The following is a 15,818-nucleotide window of genomic DNA, read 5'->3' as shown; positions in this document are numbered from 1 at the left end:
GCCCAAATTTCATAACTGGCTCGCCATGCCGTACAAAGGCTCAAGCACCCATTGCGCCAGGGTGCGATGTTCCAGCACTAATGTTGCTGCCAGTTGCATGCCTGGCTTGAGCTGATAATCACGACCAAAGGCTTGTACCTGTGTACTGTCAAGCTGCACACGCAAGCGATATACAGGCTCACCTCCGCCTGATGATGCCACCTGCCGGACTGAATTGTTGATACCTATCTGCACATCATCCAAAGCAATGGTGGCAATAGATACTTCTTTGACCACACCACGAAACTGTCCAAATTTTTGGTAAGGAAAAGCATCGTAACGCAGCATGACTTCAGTACCGGGGCGGACAAAGCCAGCAGCGCGGGTGGGCGCATACAATTCCACTTCCAGCTTGCTGCCAGCAGGCATGAGGTTTGCCAGGCGCTGGTCAGCAAACACAGACTGGCCACGATTAACAACAATACCGGCAACACGGCCAGGCTGGTCTGCCCGTATCACCAGCTGCCGCCGTGCTTCGCTTTCTGTAACTTGCTGTTGTAGCTCTTCGATATTGCGCTTGAGTTGTGATGCATCACGCTCCGCCTGTAAAGGCAGATCAAGCCGACTGGCGGACAGCGTGGCGACCTCACGTTGCAGGGCCAGTTGTTCCAGCTCTATACTGGCCAGACGTGATTCTTGCTCTATCACATCCGCTGCTTTTTCATTGAGCGCCACTTTGGACACATTACCCGACTTACCCAGGTCGGCCATACGGTTTGATATATCACGCACCAATTGCACACGCCGGCGTTGTAACACCAGTTCGTTATCGACATGCAGCAAACTGGCTTGCAGCTTTGCATAGCGACCATCCATGTCCATGCGTTTGTTTTTTGTTTGTTGCTGTAATTGATCAAGCTCTTGATTGAATTGCGCAATGCGCGCTTGCAGGCTTTGCTTGATCGATGCCTGCGTGTCAGTGTGACCGTTATTGCGCTCGCCCGAAAGTGTGAACAGGGCATCACCCGCCTGCACTTCTTGTCCTTCTTTGACATGGATGATGGATACGATACCAGACTGCGGCGTCGCCAATCTGTACAAGCCTTGATCCGGCACCACCATGCCACTGACAGTTTCTTTGCGGGTAAAACCAAAAAACAGCGAAAAGATAACGATCAGCACAATCAGGCTGAACAAAAACAGACTGAGCACTGGATACGACCAGGTACGGGTCAACAGTATCGCACCATGATACCGCTGCGACTGATGGTCGAGCGCTTCTTTGCGGAACAGTTTGCTCATGCCTTGGGTTTCATAAAATCGCGAAGAAGAATCATCAAAGCCAGGCATATAATTTTTGCCCGCCTTAATCTGTCAACAAAGTAAGACTGACAATATACCGCAAAGATCATCAAATAAAAAATGTATGAATGCACTTGCAATTCACATTCTTTGACTATATCTTTATTCGGGCAAACCATCGTGTTCCTGACACATGAATTGCAACCCTGAAAGATGAATTCTCTCAACATACTGGAGGAAGAATGCATCATATCTCTGGCGAAACATCGATTTCGCAAATCAAGGAATCAACCCTTATATCCCAAACCCATATTCAAGACGCAAGCGCCGTAAGCACGATGCGCGTTCTGTCAGATCATGAAGTGCTTGGTGTGGCTGGCGGACCTGAAGTAGACGTTGAATCTGGTAGTGGCGGCTAAACTATCAAGCGTTAATAACATCGGCATGAAAAATCAAGCCAAATAAATTATATTGATATGCGATTTATTGAAAGTGCCAATATGAAAAATACTGGAAATACATGCAGTCATTCAACATTGAACAAATCTGATACCGGTATCAATCAGCGCCCCTCAGATCAGGAAATCGAAATGCGTATGCTGACTGATAGTGAAATATTGAACGTGGGTGGTGGGCCTGAGGTTGATGTTGAGTCACAAGGTGGTGGCGGTTAAGAGGTGGTTCATTAGTCACAATCCACGCTCAGTCGTAATCAATTAGCGGTTCATACCCAAAGGAAAATCCATGAAAAATGCAGAAATCACTACATCCTTGAATAAATTCGATGTTGACAGCGCACAGCATCAATCCGGTCAAAAACTGGAAATGCGTGTGCTGACTGATAGTGAAGTGCTGGGTGTGGCTGGCGGACCTGAAGTGGATGTAGAGTCACAGGGTGGTGGCTAACAATCGTCGTTAGCCCTGGCTCAAGTTCAGTCCTTATCAATTAACGACTCATGTCAAAAGGAAAATTCATGAGAAATACAGAGATCACTACGTCTATGAACAAATCTGATGTTGAAAACGCGCTGCATCAATCCGCTCAAGAACTGGAAATGCGTGTTCTGACCGACTGTGAAGTTTTGGTTGTTGCTGGCGGACCTGAAGTAGACGTTGAATCGGGTACCGGCGGCTAGTTATCAAGTGCCCGGAACATGGGCTTGAGCAATCAAGCCCAACAGCGCATAACGATATACGATTAAGTGAAAGAACCTATATGAAAAATGCCGGGAACGAATACAGCCATTCAACATTGAACAAGTCCAATACAGATATCAATCAGCATCCATCAGATCAGCAGATGGAGATACGTATGCTGACTGAAAGCGAAGTGTTGAGCGTGGCAGGTGGACCTGAAGTAGATGTTGAATCTGGCACTGGTTAATAAACTCAGAGCTAAAGCAATAAACGCCATACCAAAATCCATGAAATTTTTTGCATTTATCCATATTGTTAAGGAAATCCATGAAAACCACTGAATTAAACACATCCGAAGTCGAAATCAAACAACATCAATCTGGCCAAGAACACGAAATGCGTATTCTGACCGACAACGAAATTTTGAGCGTAGCGGGTGGTCCTGAAGTAGATGTTGAATCTGGCGGCTGATATCCCCTACCCCCCCACCACCTTCAAATACCGCCGCAACGCCTCACTAGGCGTTTTCAATAACGCGGCGCATGCTTCAATATCGCCAGCGCTGGTTTCCAGTGTCTGGCGAATTTCTTCCATGGGTATCTGTTCGGCGCGGCGTATCTGGCTGTGGCTGTCGAGCAGCTTGTACATCGACGGGCGTGAGATACCCAGCTCTTGCGCGGCACCCTGTATATACCAGTCATTGTTTTCCATGGCGCGCAAGACATCGTCTTCGCCGAGTTCGGTCAATTTCTTGCGCGGGACGACGGGCAGCGGGATTTTGCTGTCGGCGGTGATGGTGGCTTGCTCTGCGCCTGCTGATGCAGGCTTGTGGGTGGTTTTGACCAGGCTGGCCAATTGTGGCACCTCGCCCAGCTGCAGGGCCAGCAAGGCGCGGCGCAAGACGTGCGACAACTGGCGGATATTGCCTGGCCAGTCGTAGTTGGCAAATTCGCTGACCAGTGCCACCGGCAGATTGGTACCCAGGTCATTCGGCATTTTGCTGGTGCTGAGCAGATGCAGCAGCAGCACGCCTATATCTTCACGCCTGGCACGCAAGGGTGGCAGGTGGATGATGAAGCTTTCCAGGCGGCGCAGCAGGGCCTGGTTGAAGCCTTCGCTGTACAGGTCCTGGTCGGTCGCGGCGATCAGGCGGGCGCTGGACTTTTGGTCGTTCTGTGCACCCAGTGGCCGGTAATCGCCGCTTTCCAGCACGCGCAACAGCATGGGCTGGATGCTGGCCGGGGTATTGCCGATTTCATCGAGGAAGAGTGTTGCCCCTTCTGCCTCGGCAAACAGGCCTTTGCGGGCATTTTGTGCGCCGGTGTAGGCACCTTTGACAGCACCAAACAAATCGGCAGCGGCCAGAGCTTCGTTCAATGCGGCCATGTTGACACTGACCAGTTGTGCATTGGCGCGCTTGCTGTAGGCATGGATGGCGCGGGCGGCGATTTCTTTGCCGGTGCCGGTTTCACCCAATAACAGCACGGGCAACTCTGTACCGGCCACCTGGCGTATCTGGTCGCGGGCGACGATAGCAGCACTGCCGACGCCGACAAAGCCGTGGGCAGGATTGTGTTTGGGCAGGCAGCGCATCCAGTGCAGGCAGATCAGGATGGCCCGCCCCAGACCAAGGATGACGCCCGCTTCGATCTGTTCACGGCTTAACGCTACCGGGGCGGTGATTTCTGTGCCATTGACTTCCACCACCATGCGGCTGGCGGGCGGTGTGATGACGATGCCGTCATTGCCGTCACGCGTAATGCGTACGGGGTCACGCGAAATGCCACCATAGCCCAGGGCCAGGCCTTCTTTGGCCGGATGACGGAACAGGGGCAGGAAACGGCTGACTTCGACCAGGCCATCAGGGTTGCTGGCAATAAACTGTTCGCCTATGCGCTGGCTGTCTGGATGCCAGACAACCGTCAGGCCCAGCAAGGCTGACGCATTGTCAGACAGCCTGGAGAGGGGCGAGGTCAGCGTGTAATCGGTATCGGTCATCATGTGTACAGCATATGTAAAGCCTCAATGTAAATTTGTGTGCTTGACATGTCAACCTGCAATCACAAATACCTGCTCTCCCAGTAGAAAGCAGCTGGCACGCTGCTTGCAATTATCACCACATACGGCAGGCGATGATGGCCTGCAATTTGGGGAGAGAGAAAATGTTACCAACTGAAATGTTATGGATTTTATCCAATGTACTGCTGTTTATTCTGTTTATCCTGTTAAGCAGAATGACGCTGAAGGCCAGGCTGGCACGTAAAATCGCCATGCGTTTGCTGATGGATGATGTGTATTACCACGAAACCCGTAGTGCCCTGATACAAAAGAACGTAGAGCGTGCGCCACATTACCTGGGCCGCACCCGTATCAGCACCGGCACGGTCGCCATGTGCCTGCCCACCCATGATCCACAGGCTGCATGGGCGGCAGCTATCCACACCTCAACCCGCATACGCCTGCGCTCGCAGCCAGAACCTGCACCTTCCATCATGGAAAAACCTTACCTGTGGGCCACCACCTGGGCATCGAAAGACAAGGCCTGGTCTACCACTATCGGTCTGGTCAAGGATGAAGAAAAAGTCACCCGCCCGGCACAGCCTGTGGCTAATCACGTCACGAGTCCAGTCACTAATGCAGCCACGAATGCGGCCACGAATCACCTGACCAATCAATCCACCAGGCGCGTTGCAAAAAAGCCTGCCAGGCCAGGCAAGAGCGCGGTTGATCTGTTGAACCTGGGGTTGATGCGGCAAGCCGTGGCTTGTGATTGATATTTACATGTAGATAAACGCTGCGTTGACATGTAAATAGCGGCTTTTTACGCAACAACACGCGTAAACCAGCGCCCAAAGCCCCGATATCACACTTTTTTTGCTGGCACGGATTTTGACTATGTTCAGTAAAGCGGCCAGCCAGCCTTGATGATGGACTGGACCAGGGACAGGTGGAAGTCTTAACTTAGAAACAGGAGTCAGACATGAAATTCGCGCAGAAAATCACGACTGTAGACATGCTCATGAAAGCCGATCCTTACGGCGATTTCACCGGTTTCCAGGATCGCTTGCCGCCGCTGCTAAGGCTGCAGGCTCATCTGTTTGGACAAAGTTCGCCGACCGATGATGACAATGCCGCCGATACCAGCAAACTGCGCGAAATATTTGGTGACACACAACCACGTTTCGACAGAAGAAAATCAGACCGTCGCCAGGACCCGTCACGGATTTTGCAAAACAGCCGTGTCAGTAGTGACAGACGCAGAAAGAGTGATGGCAGCGTAGAAATCAAATCAGACACGCCGACCTGATCCAGCAATCGCCTGCCTGTCAGGCAGAGGACCGATAATGAGAAAAACAGACAGGGACATCGCCATACCGGAAGCCAGGAAGCCCTTCAATTTTTACAAGGAAGAAGCTGGCCTGCAGTGGGTAAAAATTCCCGGCATGGTCATGCATGACGAGGCCGACTGGACACAGGAAGTATGTCGCAAACCCTGCATGACCCTGGCCGAGGCCAAGGCATTTGCCGCCGACAATGACCGCATCACTTTCTTTTTTTATGTAAAGCATTTCACGATACTGGCCAGGCAAAGAATTTTGCACGCGGGCGACGTGGTATTTTTTTCTGGCAAACCGGTATTGGGTACCGAAGCAGGTGCCGATGTATATGAAAAACCGGCCCCCAAAGGCCGCATAGTCAGCCTTTGCGCACCACAGGGCAATGGCTGGGTTTCTTTACAGGCCAGCATGCAGGTGCCCTTTGCTACCAGTGACAAAGGTGTGCTCTTTATCTGGCCGGGCTTGCAGCCGGGTGGTGAGCATTTCGCACCGGTAGGCCGTGGTGTATTGCAACCAGTGCTGACTTACTGCAGTGTGCACAGCACCTCATGCGCGCCCAACCCTACGCAATTGCCTGAAAGCGGATGGTGGATTTCTGGCCAGTATGTGAATACCGAAAATGCCGACAGCCCGGTGTTTGGCTGTTTTGGCGGGCCGCGCATGGCGGTCCGGCCTGGTGATATCCTGGTCTGTCGCATCGTCTATGATGCAACGACACAAACCTGGACCCAGACCATACTGAATATAGCCAACAAGATCAGTGTCAGTTTTCCCATGCAGCTAACAGATGGTGGCGGGCAAGCGCAAGAACAGAATATCGCTTATTTTTGCCTGGAAAACCCCGGTCAGGCATCGCTGAGTCAAAGCGTCAGCCTGTTTAACATCGTTGCCAAAGTCGCGCATCCGCAAGGCAATCTGGGCCAGGACATGGCGAGTATGCCTTGCGTTGAAAACTTGGCAGTCAGCGATGATCAGACCACGGTCAGTATTGACCGCGTCATCATCTACAGCCCGATTTTTAATACTGACTGATATTTAGTCGCTTAGTTTCTTAGCCTCTTAGTCGCTTGCCGCCTTCCAGCTTGCAAAGTAAGTCTGAAAGGCGGCAATGACTTCATCAATATCTGCGCTGGATACATCCAGATGGGTGACCATGCGCATGTGCGGGGTTACACGGGCCAGTATGCCTTGTGCCAGCAAATGCGTTTCCAGCCCGGCGCAGGCGGCTGCGGGGATGTCGGCATACAGGATGTTGGTCTGGGGTGTCTGCACCTGCAAGACGGCGATCTGTTGCAGACCAGCAGCCAGTCTTTGTGCGTTGGCATGGTCTTCTGCCAGACGCTGGATATTATTTTCCAGCGCATACAGACCTGCTGCTGCCAGACCACCCGCCTGACGCATGCCGCCACCCAGCATCTTGCGCCAGCGCAGCGCACTTTTGATGAAATCCTTGTCACCACATAACACCGAACCGACCGGTGCACCCAGCCCCTTGGACAGGCAGACCGAGACGCTATCAAAACCGGCCACGACCTCATTCAACTCAACACCCAGTTTGACGGCAGCATTGCAGATGCGTGCGCCATCCAGATGGGTAGCTAGACCACGTTCATGGGCCAGGCTTGTGGCAGCTTGTACATAGGCGGGTGGCAGCACGCGGCCACCAATGGTATTTTCCAGCGCCAGCAAACGACTGCGGGCAAAATGAAAATCATCGGGCTTGATCGCAGCAGCAATGTCGCCAAGGGCAATGCTGCCGTCTGCCTGATTGTTCAATGGTTGCGGCTGTATGCTACCCAGGACTGCGGCACCACCGCCTTCGTATTTGTAGGTATGGGCTTCTTGCCCGACGATGTATTCATCACCGCGCCCGCAATGCGCCAGCAAGGCCAGCAGATTGGTTTGTGTACCCGACGGGGCAAATAGCGCGGCGGCATAGCCAAAGCGTTCAGCGGCATAGGCTTGCAGGCGGTTGACGGTGGGGTCGTCACCATACACGTCATCGCCGACTTCGGCGGTATGCATGACGGCACGCATAGCATTGCTGGGGCGGGTAACGGTATCGCTGCGCAAATCGATGCGGACGGGTGGTCTGACTGACATGGAGGTTTCCTTTTTACTATCGGTGTAGTGCATTTGGGCTGCTGCAATGTTGAATTGTATGCTGTTTAACAATGTTTATATGCACGATTGCTATCAGGCTATTGCCATAAACAGATACACTAACACGCAAAGGAGGGATGCCATGCAAGCCTGGGAAAAGACGAATATGCCAGCATCCTGACTCACTGTTCAGTTGCCCGGATCACTTGCACATGCGAAGTACGGTAGCAAAAATTGCCCTGGTTTTCAGTATCCTGCTTGCCTTCGCCAGCCCCGTTGCACTTTCCGGCCTGGTGGATTTTTCGTATGGTTTACTGGAATCGATGAACAAGCGCTTTGGCGCTGAGGGTCCACGACGCCTGACACAAATGCAAAATGCAGTACGCAAGATCAGCGCGGCAGCAGGCAAAGACTTTGCCAGGAACATTGCAGCCTCCAGCGACGGCAAGTATGAAATGCCGGTGCTGCGCCAGGTAAATGATTTTTATAATCGCGTACCCTATGTCAGCGACCAGGAACACTGGGGCGTAGCCGATTACTGGGCCACCCCGGCAGAATTTGTGGCCTCGTGGGGCGGGGACTGTGAAGACTATGCCATCGCCAAATACATGACGCTGAAAGACCTGGGCGTGCCTGTGGACAGGCTGCGTATCACCTATGTCAGGGCGATACGCATAGGCGAAACCCACATGGTGCTGGCGTACTACCCTACGCCCACAGCAGAGCCATGGATCATGGATAATCTGGTGGATGACATCCAGCTGGCATCGGCCCGCAGCGACCTGGTACCGGTCTACAGCTTCAATGATGAAGACCTGTGGCTGGCCAGTGGCGGTGCACGCAAGGGTGGTGCATCCACCGTGCGTTTATGGAAGGACATGATAGACAAGATGGACAAAGAAAAGCGCATGTAATACTTACGTTGGAAAAAGTGTTTCAAGCTCTTTTCCCTTCGAGAGGAATGTCTGGGAATTCGCAAAGCATGCTTTGTGAAACCCCGACGCCATCCCCTTGAAAGGGAGGGGATTTATGAGTCACTATTTTGCCCAATACATTGGGCCGGACAGCAGTACGTACATTCAGGTATCCAATGTATCCACCTGCATCTGCGCTTTTATACTTCTTCCGATATTGATCAGTCCGGCTTGCTCACTACTATTTTTTCCGGCACGCCAAAGTAAAAACCCTGGCCGCAATCGATCTGGTCTGTCATCAGCAATTGCAGCGATTCTTCGCTTTCTACATTTTGTGCGATCAACGGTATGCCCATGGACTGGGCGAATTTGATGATGGCGCGCAGGTGGGCGTGGCTGCTTTCATTGCTGGCAATCTGCTGTATCAAACCGCCATCGAGCTTGATGTAATCGGGCGGGATTTCGCGGATGACGTTCAAGGCATGTGGGTCAAGACCAAAATGGTCCACCCCAAAACGGATGCCGGCCTCACGCAGCAGTGCTACAAATTTTTTGGTGACGGCATGATCTCTGGCACAACCGAATTCGCTGATTTCCACCGACAGACGGCCTGCCAGTTCGGGTGAAAATTTTAAACGTGCCAGCAACCAGTCACAGAAATCCTGGCTTTCCATCGATTGTAGCGACACGTTGACGGCGATATGCTTGAATGCCGGATTGGGTGTCAGCAGCATGTCGATGATCAGGGTGATGACGGCCTGATCAATTTCCGGCATCAGTTGATGACGCAAGGCCATGGGCAGGAATTTATTCGCAGGAACCAGGTTGCCCTGGGTATCAAGCAGGCGGGAAAATACTTCGTGGTGTACTAACTGGCGCAATTGCAGACGCATGACAGGTTGCGCAAACAATACCCAGCGGTTTTCTGCCAGTGCGTTGCGGATCAGGATGCGCCAGCCATGTGAACCGGCGATTTGGGTTTCGCTTTCTTCCAGATGAACCACACTGATTTGCCCGGTGCCGGACTGGCGCATGGTTTCTATGGCCAGATCAGCACGCGAAAAAATATCGGTACGGGTATGCGCAAGACCAAAGACCACCGCCCCCGCCGCCAGGCTGACTTGCCTGGATGCGCGCAGCAATACCTGGTTCAGGCGGTATTGCAATACATCGACCAGTTGGCCTATCCCTTTTTCGTCAACATCGATACAGACGGCAGCAATCGAGGTACCACCTATGCGCCCCACGATGTTGGCATATTTGCTGACGACCTCCCGTACTACGGTAGACACGTCCGCCAGCAACGCATCGCCCTGCTGGTAACCGTATTGGTGATTGAATTCTTTCAGGCCATCAAATTCCAGCACAAAGATCACTGCGGTATCGAAGCGCCCGTCTTCTGACAGTAGGTGATTGAAACGCAGATCAAAACCGTGGCGGTTTTCCAAGCCACTGACCTTATCCATAAAGGCATCACGACGATAGGTTTCGGCCTTGGCGATTTCTTCATCAAGCAAGGCAGAGATACGGTCCGACATATGGTTCATGGCAATTACCACACGCTGTAATTCACGCGCCTGTGGCAGCACCTCAATGCGTTGAAAACGTTTTTCCTGGATGGCGATGGCGACTTCTTCAATTTTTTCCAGCGGGCTCAGGATGATACGCAACAACACCACCGTCAGCCCCCAGATGATGAGGTACATGACAAACATCCACAGCGCCATTTCCTGCATGGACCGCCACAGGTATTCATAGGCATAGGCAGGATGGCTGATGACCACCACCTTGCCCAGTTGACGCCAGCCGGATGAAATAAAGGCTTCGCCGGGAGGCGTTTGCAAATCAAACAGCACCGGCATCCAGGTCGGCACTTTTTCTTTGTTGGCGGGAAGTTCTTTACTGATGATGACCTTGCCAGCCGGATCCAGCACCATTATTTTTTTGTAATAGCCGCGATCAAACAGGGTCGTGATCTGTATGTCTGCCAGGGTCTGGTCATTTTTTGCCATGGCATCTTCCAGCGGCCGCGACAAGGCGGTTGCCGCATCTTGCGCATGAGATGCCAACTGCTGTTGCAGATAATCTTTGGTGGTCAGCACCGACAGGATTTGCAGGCCTATGAATACAGCAAAAAATATGACTGAAATTGCAATAAGTAATTGTCGTCTTAATGTCATGTCATCTCATTTGGCATCGATCAGAATTTTTCGTGCGATTTTTCCGCTATACCTACACTACTTCATCTTGAAGTGTTTTTGCAACTTAAACAAGAAAATAGCATTATTGATCTATTTGCGTAAGCCCTATATTTGTATAAATCAATTTGCAGACTAACTTAAACGTGCTCTTAGAACTCATTTCATAAATAGGGATGAGATGCGTTTGCCTCATAACGCGGGCTGGCAAGGCGGACGAGGCAGTCAATAGCGGGTCTATTGACAACGAGTCCAACGCAGTCCAGCACGCGTTATGAGGCAAACCCTTCGGGAGCTGACCGCATTTACACTTCGCGGGCGCATTGCAGCGCAAGGTGGTGACATTGCGCTTGCCAAGGCACGAGCCTTGGCTACGCGTCACGCCTTGCACTGCATCCCGAATCGCCTTGCTCGCACTCACCCCTATTTATGAAATGAGTTCTAGTAAACAAGTGCGCTACATTGCCATCCTCAAGGAAATTCAAGAAATCCAAAAAAACATACCAACACCTGCAACTATACGTCAAGCAATGAGCAAGCTTAGGTAAAATAAGCGTCTCCAGTTCCCCCTGCTATGGCGCTGGTGACAAATTGTCTTGTTTTACAAGGAAACCTGTTATGCCTCTGAAGGCCATTGCTCTGATCAGTGCGTTGACTATTGTAGTGCCTGGCTTGCCTGCCCATTCGGCAATCGTCGGGCAGACTGTTCCAGCCAGGGCAATCACTGAGAACAGTGTCGCAGACAAACCCGAATGGCAAGGCTACCTCGCCCGGTCACGCGCATTGATGGCAGCAGACAAGGCATTTCTCGAAGCCGAAAAAAACAATGCCCCCCACACGGTTGCAGTAGTACTGGAATCTGGCTCCAGTGACAAGAGCATGCCGCTTAAGCAGCGCGATGTCTGGTATGCCACGAAAGAAGCCCATCATGTCGCAGATGTCATTGTGAGCTTTCAGACACCTGCTGGCGGCTGGAGCAAAAACATGATGCGCAACGGTGATCTGCGCCAACCTGGTCAGCATTTCGTGGCGACACAGGACAAAAAATACCCTGACGATATGGCCTGGGGCTGGGTTGGTACATTTGACAATGATGCGACGACTACCGAAATTTATTTCCTTGCGCGCGTAGCAGCTCAAGATACTGGTGCATCAGGCAATATCTATCGCAGCAGTATTTTGCGCGGTCTGAACTATATCTTCAATGCCCAGTTTCCTAATGGTGGCTGGCCCCAAGTTTACCCTCTGCAGGGCGGCTACCACGATGCAATTACCTATAACGATAACGCGATGATCAACGTCGTCCAGTTACTTTCTGATGTCGTCAAAGAAAAAGGTGATTTTGTCTTTGTTACCCCAGATGTGCGGGCCATGGCCGGGCAGGCATTGCAACGAGCGATCGACTGCATCCTGAAAACGCAGGTGGTGGTTAACGGCAAGCTTACCGTGTGGGCACAACAATATGAGCCCTTGTCGTTGCAGGCTACTGGGGCACGCAACTACGAGCCTGCTGCCTTATCCAGTGCCGAAAGTGCAAACGTGCTGGAATATTTGATGAAAATTGAACATCCTGCACCGCCAGTCATCGACGCCATTGAGGCCGGTATCACCTGGCTCAAGTTGAATGCCATCCGGGACAGGTCATGGCGGGCAACAACACAAGGCAAGTTGCTGCTAACACAGCCAGGCGCCCCTTTGTTATGGCCGCGCTACACCAGCCTGATCGATGGGAAAGCTCTTTTTGGTGACCGTGACCTGACTTTACACGACGACGTGATGGAGATTTCCCTTGAACGCCGCAACGGTTATGCCTGGTATGGCAGCAGTAGCCAAAAAGCGCTGGCAGAGTATGAGATATGGAAACAAAGCAGTGCGTCAAAGGGCACACATCAATAATAGGACTTACGCAAAATTGTCCCGGCAAGGCTATCGCTTTTTGGAAACCTCCCTTGCAGGGGAGGTTCGTTTCGTCGGCAGGCAACATGTTGCCTGAAACCCCGACTGCACCTATCGCTTTTTGGAAACCTCCCTTGCAGGGGAGGTTCGTTTCGTCGGCAGACAACATGTTGTCTGAAACACCGACTACACCGTCAGCGACGCAGACAGTACTTTAGTACCGAATCTTACTAAATGCGGGAGCTGCAACGCAGCTGGGGCGGTTTTGCGTAAGTCCTATTTATTTCAACTACATCATTTATGTCGAACAACGATCATCTACGCACGAAAATCAATCTCGAAACCGCCAGCTTTCCATGGAGCGAGCTATTACGCCATTTTGCCGGTGGCACCGTGCTGGTGGTGGCGGGCGAACTGGATCTGGTCGAGGTCGCCCTGCACATGGCTGAAGACCGTGCCGAACAGATTGCGACCCTTCTCAACAGTGGGCAACTGGCCAGGGTCAGCGATGCGCAGGCCAGCGAATGGTTGGAACAGGACAGGCAACTTTGGACCGTCGTAGTAAAACCCTGGATCCTGGTACAACATCGCGTGAGCCACGCTTAGGAACAAGAGATGAACTTTTAACAAGCTCAGCTTGTCCGAGGCGTAGTCGCAACCAGCAAAGGAGCATTATGCAATTTTTGACAGCATCGGCAAAACCCGGGCGCAAGCATGTGCTGACGCTGCTGTTGATCATGCTGATGCATTTAGCATTATGGCAAGCCATTCGCCATCCCGGTTTGTATGGCAGAGCACACACCAGAGATGATGTGGTGGCCTATCTGGATGTGCTGAACATTATGCCGCCACGCCCCAAGCCACCGGTCACGGACACTCCACCGGCCAAAGTTGTTACGATTACCACACTCGCCAAGCCGCCTGCTGCACGCAATACCCGGCAAACACCGGAAGCTAAAGGCCCTTCAAGCAGCCCGGCCACCACGCCGCCCCCGGTTGTTGAAACTGACCAGGGCAATACTGACAATAATAACAATACCCCCAGCCTTGATCTGGATGCCTTGCGTAGTTCCGCACTGGCGATGGACCGTCAGCGCAAACCCGGGGAGATAGAGCAGATGCAAGCCAGCCACCGGCGCAGCGACACGCTGGAAAAGCGCCTGGGTGAAGGAGCCAAAAGGGCTGAAAAGAAGGAATGTCTGAAAGCCTTTTCGGGCCTGGGCTTATTGGCTGTCATCCCATTGGCGGTCAGCACCGTTGTAGACACAGGGTGCAAATGGTAATGCTGGCTCATGCTCGGCTATAATGCGAAATTCCGCAGCTTCACTGTGAACGGGATTAGAACGGAAAAGGACTGATGCAAAGACTTTCCGGCATGAATTGGCGAGACGATGCCAGCCTGCCAGTTTGCCTGGTCCCGGCAGGTGTTTCATTGTGTCGTACTCATCCTAATGCGGCAATTTCATTTTTTTATCTGGATCATTCATGAAAAAAATCTCTTACCTGTTCGCCGCCATGATGCTGGCAGCCTTCGGATCTGGCTTCTCTACCGTCACCGCTGATACCGCGCAAGCACAGGCAGCTGCGCCTGCAGATGCCGCCAAACAGCAAACCGTACGCGCTGAAATGGGCAAGCCGCTCAATGAGATTCAGGAATTGCTGAACGCCAAACAATATACGCAGGCACTGGAAAAAATCAATGCACTGGATGCACTGGAAAAGAAAACACCATATGAGATGTTTGCCATCCACCGCCTGCGTGCCGTGGTTGCTTCCGGTATCAATGATTCAGCCATGATGGCCACGTCGTTTGAAAACATGATCAGTACAGATTTTCTGAAAGAACCAGAAAAACTGCGCCTGATCGAAGCCATGGCTGGCACCATGTTCAATGAAAAGAAATATGCGCAGGCCAGATCCTGGGCCACCCGTTATCTGGACAAAGAACCAGGTAACGTTGGCATGAACAATCTGGTTGCCCGTTCCTATTATCTGGAAAACGATTATGCCAACACCATCAAGGTATTGAACGCACAACTGGCTGAAGATGACAAAGCTGGTCGCAAGCCTACCCAGGAAAACCTGCGTCTGCTGGGCGGAGCTTATCAGCAGTTGAAAGACAATAATGGCTATGCCATGGTGCTGGAACGCCTGCTGGGTACGTATCCACAAAAAGAATACTGGGGTGACCTGCTGTACCGTGTAGAACACAGGCCAGGTTTCGCAGACCGTCTGCGTCTGGACATGTACCGCCTGCTGCTGATCACAGATAATCTGGACGATGGTTCGCAATATGTGGAAATGGCTGAACTGGCATTGCTGGCTGGTTTGCCCGCAGAAGCCAAGAAAACCGTGGATGCCGGCTTTGCTGCCAATATCCTGGGTACCGGCAAGGAAGCTGCCAAGCACAAGCAATTGCGTGACCGCGTCAACAAACAGGCTGCTGACGATATCAAAACCCTGGATGCGGGTGAAGCGTCTGCCAAGTCAGCAAAAACCGGTATCGGCCTGCTCAACATAGGCTACAACTATGTCATCAATGGCCAGCAAGAAAAAGGTATCGCGCTGATGGAACAAGGTCTGGCAAAAGGCGGCCTGAAGTCTGTTGACGAAGGCAAGCTGCATTTGGGCATGGCTTATCTGCAAGCAAAAAATCGTGAAAAAGCCAAAGAAATCTTCAAATCCATACAGAGCACAGACGGAGCAGCCGATATGGCCCGCCTGTGGTTGCTGGTACCGGAAGACGGCAGCAAACCAGCCGCTGCACCTGCAAAATAAGCAGTAGACAAAGGCTGATGGCTGCCATGCAGCCATAAAAAAAACGCGTTGCCCATCAAGGGTCAACGCGTTTTTTTATGTACGTCACAACTTCAACACGAATGCACAGAAACGGCAAAATCATCATGCTGCATGTCGCAGTCAGCACCAGATGTTCCGTCAAAATCAACCCA

Annotated in this window: 18 protein-coding genes; 14 read left to right on the top strand and 4 right to left on the bottom strand. The window is 52.0% G+C overall.

Going from position 1 to position 15,818, the window contains the following annotated elements:
• Positions 1 to 9: 9 nt before the first annotated feature.
• Positions 10 to 1,281 (bottom strand): HlyD family secretion protein, encoded by a 1,272-nt coding sequence (locus H8L32_RS05180; protein ID WP_186946091.1) that lies wholly within the window; start codon positions 1,279 to 1,281, stop codon positions 10 to 12.
• Between the two features lie 242 nt (positions 1,282 to 1,523).
• On the opposite strand from H8L32_RS05180, the gene H8L32_RS05175 reads away from it, so the two are divergent.
• The 6 genes from H8L32_RS05175 to H8L32_RS05150 all read left to right on the top strand — a co-directional run bounded on the left by H8L32_RS05175 (position 1,524) and on the right by H8L32_RS05150 (position 2,889).
• A complete protein-coding gene (locus H8L32_RS05175; RefSeq protein WP_186946090.1) occupies positions 1,524 to 1,700 on the top strand; it encodes a hypothetical protein in 177 nt (58 codons plus the stop codon).
• Between the two features lie 81 nt (positions 1,701 to 1,781).
• Positions 1,782 to 1,955: a hypothetical protein gene (locus tag H8L32_RS05170; RefSeq protein ID WP_186946089.1), complete on the top strand. Its 174-nt coding sequence runs from the start codon at positions 1,782 to 1,784 to the stop codon at positions 1,953 to 1,955.
• Between the two features lie 70 nt (positions 1,956 to 2,025).
• Complete coding sequence (locus tag H8L32_RS05165) at positions 2,026 to 2,187, top strand: hypothetical protein (RefSeq protein ID WP_186946088.1); 162 nt, start codon at positions 2,026 to 2,028, stop codon at positions 2,185 to 2,187.
• Between the two features lie 68 nt (positions 2,188 to 2,255).
• Positions 2,256 to 2,417 carry a hypothetical protein gene (locus H8L32_RS05160; RefSeq protein WP_186946087.1) on the top strand — a complete coding sequence of 54 codons (162 nt, stop codon included), beginning with the start codon at positions 2,256 to 2,258 and terminating at the stop codon, positions 2,415 to 2,417.
• A gap of 80 nt (positions 2,418 to 2,497) precedes the next feature.
• Positions 2,498 to 2,665 carry a hypothetical protein gene (locus tag H8L32_RS05155; protein WP_186946086.1) on the top strand — a complete coding sequence of 56 codons (168 nt, stop codon included), beginning with the start codon at positions 2,498 to 2,500 and terminating at the stop codon, positions 2,663 to 2,665.
• A gap of 80 nt (positions 2,666 to 2,745) precedes the next feature.
• Positions 2,746 to 2,889: a hypothetical protein gene (locus H8L32_RS05150; RefSeq protein ID WP_186946085.1), complete on the top strand. Its 144-nt coding sequence runs from the start codon at positions 2,746 to 2,748 to the stop codon at positions 2,887 to 2,889.
• 6 nt (positions 2,890 to 2,895) lie between these two features.
• On the opposite strand, the gene H8L32_RS05145 is transcribed toward H8L32_RS05150, so the two are convergent.
• Complete coding sequence (locus H8L32_RS05145; protein WP_186946084.1) at positions 2,896 to 4,416, bottom strand: sigma-54-dependent transcriptional regulator; 1,521 nt, start codon at positions 4,414 to 4,416, stop codon at positions 2,896 to 2,898.
• A 164-nt stretch (positions 4,417 to 4,580) separates the two neighbouring features.
• Here H8L32_RS05145 and H8L32_RS05140 point away from each other — a divergent pair, with 164 nt between their 5' ends.
• From H8L32_RS05140 to H8L32_RS05130, 3 genes are all read left to right on the top strand, one after another.
• Positions 4,581 to 5,192: a hypothetical protein gene (locus H8L32_RS05140; RefSeq protein ID WP_186946083.1), complete on the top strand. Its 612-nt coding sequence runs from the start codon at positions 4,581 to 4,583 to the stop codon at positions 5,190 to 5,192.
• Between the two features lie 206 nt (positions 5,193 to 5,398).
• Positions 5,399 to 5,725, top strand: coding sequence for a hypothetical protein (locus tag H8L32_RS05135; RefSeq protein WP_186946082.1), 327 nt, complete (start codon positions 5,399 to 5,401; stop codon positions 5,723 to 5,725).
• Between the two features lie 37 nt (positions 5,726 to 5,762).
• Entirely contained in the window at positions 5,763 to 6,788 is a 1,026-nt protein-coding gene (locus tag H8L32_RS05130; RefSeq protein ID WP_186946081.1) for a hypothetical protein, read from the top strand.
• Between the two features lie 27 nt (positions 6,789 to 6,815).
• Here H8L32_RS05130 and ltaE read toward each other — a convergent pair whose 3' ends face one another.
• Positions 6,816 to 7,859, bottom strand: a complete 1,044-nt coding sequence (ltaE, locus tag H8L32_RS05125) for a low-specificity L-threonine aldolase (protein WP_186946080.1) — start codon at positions 7,857 to 7,859, stop codon at positions 6,816 to 6,818.
• A gap of 212 nt (positions 7,860 to 8,071) precedes the next feature.
• Between ltaE and H8L32_RS05120 the strand changes: the two genes are divergently transcribed.
• Positions 8,072 to 8,773 carry a transglutaminase-like cysteine peptidase gene (locus H8L32_RS05120; RefSeq protein ID WP_230412061.1) on the top strand — a complete coding sequence of 234 codons (702 nt, stop codon included), beginning with the start codon at positions 8,072 to 8,074 and terminating at the stop codon, positions 8,771 to 8,773.
• Between the two features lie 221 nt (positions 8,774 to 8,994).
• Here H8L32_RS05120 and H8L32_RS05115 read toward each other — a convergent pair whose 3' ends face one another.
• Positions 8,995 to 10,953 carry a bifunctional diguanylate cyclase/phosphodiesterase gene (locus H8L32_RS05115; RefSeq protein WP_186946079.1) on the bottom strand — a complete coding sequence of 653 codons (1,959 nt, stop codon included), beginning with the start codon at positions 10,951 to 10,953 and terminating at the stop codon, positions 8,995 to 8,997.
• A 636-nt stretch (positions 10,954 to 11,589) separates the two neighbouring features.
• Here H8L32_RS05115 and pelA point away from each other — a divergent pair.
• The 4 genes from pelA (at position 11,590) to H8L32_RS05095 (ending at position 15,645) form a co-directional block, all read left to right on the top strand.
• Complete coding sequence (gene pelA / locus H8L32_RS05110) at positions 11,590 to 12,867, top strand: pectate lyase (RefSeq protein ID WP_186946078.1); 1,278 nt, start codon at positions 11,590 to 11,592, stop codon at positions 12,865 to 12,867.
• Positions 12,868 to 13,167: 300 nt separating this feature from the next.
• Positions 13,168 to 13,473, top strand: coding sequence for a DUF2288 domain-containing protein (locus H8L32_RS05105; RefSeq protein ID WP_186946077.1), 306 nt, complete (start codon positions 13,168 to 13,170; stop codon positions 13,471 to 13,473).
• Positions 13,474 to 13,541: 68 nt separating this feature from the next.
• Positions 13,542 to 14,150 (top strand): hypothetical protein, encoded by a 609-nt coding sequence (locus H8L32_RS05100; RefSeq protein WP_186946076.1) that lies wholly within the window; start codon positions 13,542 to 13,544, stop codon positions 14,148 to 14,150.
• A 202-nt stretch (positions 14,151 to 14,352) separates the two neighbouring features.
• Positions 14,353 to 15,645 (top strand): tetratricopeptide repeat protein, encoded by a 1,293-nt coding sequence (locus H8L32_RS05095; protein WP_186946075.1) that lies wholly within the window; start codon positions 14,353 to 14,355, stop codon positions 15,643 to 15,645.
• Positions 15,646 to 15,818: the final 173 nt, after the last annotated feature.

The sequence above is a fragment of the Undibacterium hunanense genome (genome assembly GCF_014284335.1).
In the GTDB taxonomy this organism is placed as follows: domain Bacteria; phylum Pseudomonadota; class Gammaproteobacteria; order Burkholderiales; family Burkholderiaceae_D; genus Undibacterium; species Undibacterium hunanense.
This window is presented reverse-complemented; position numbering and strand designations above follow the sequence as displayed.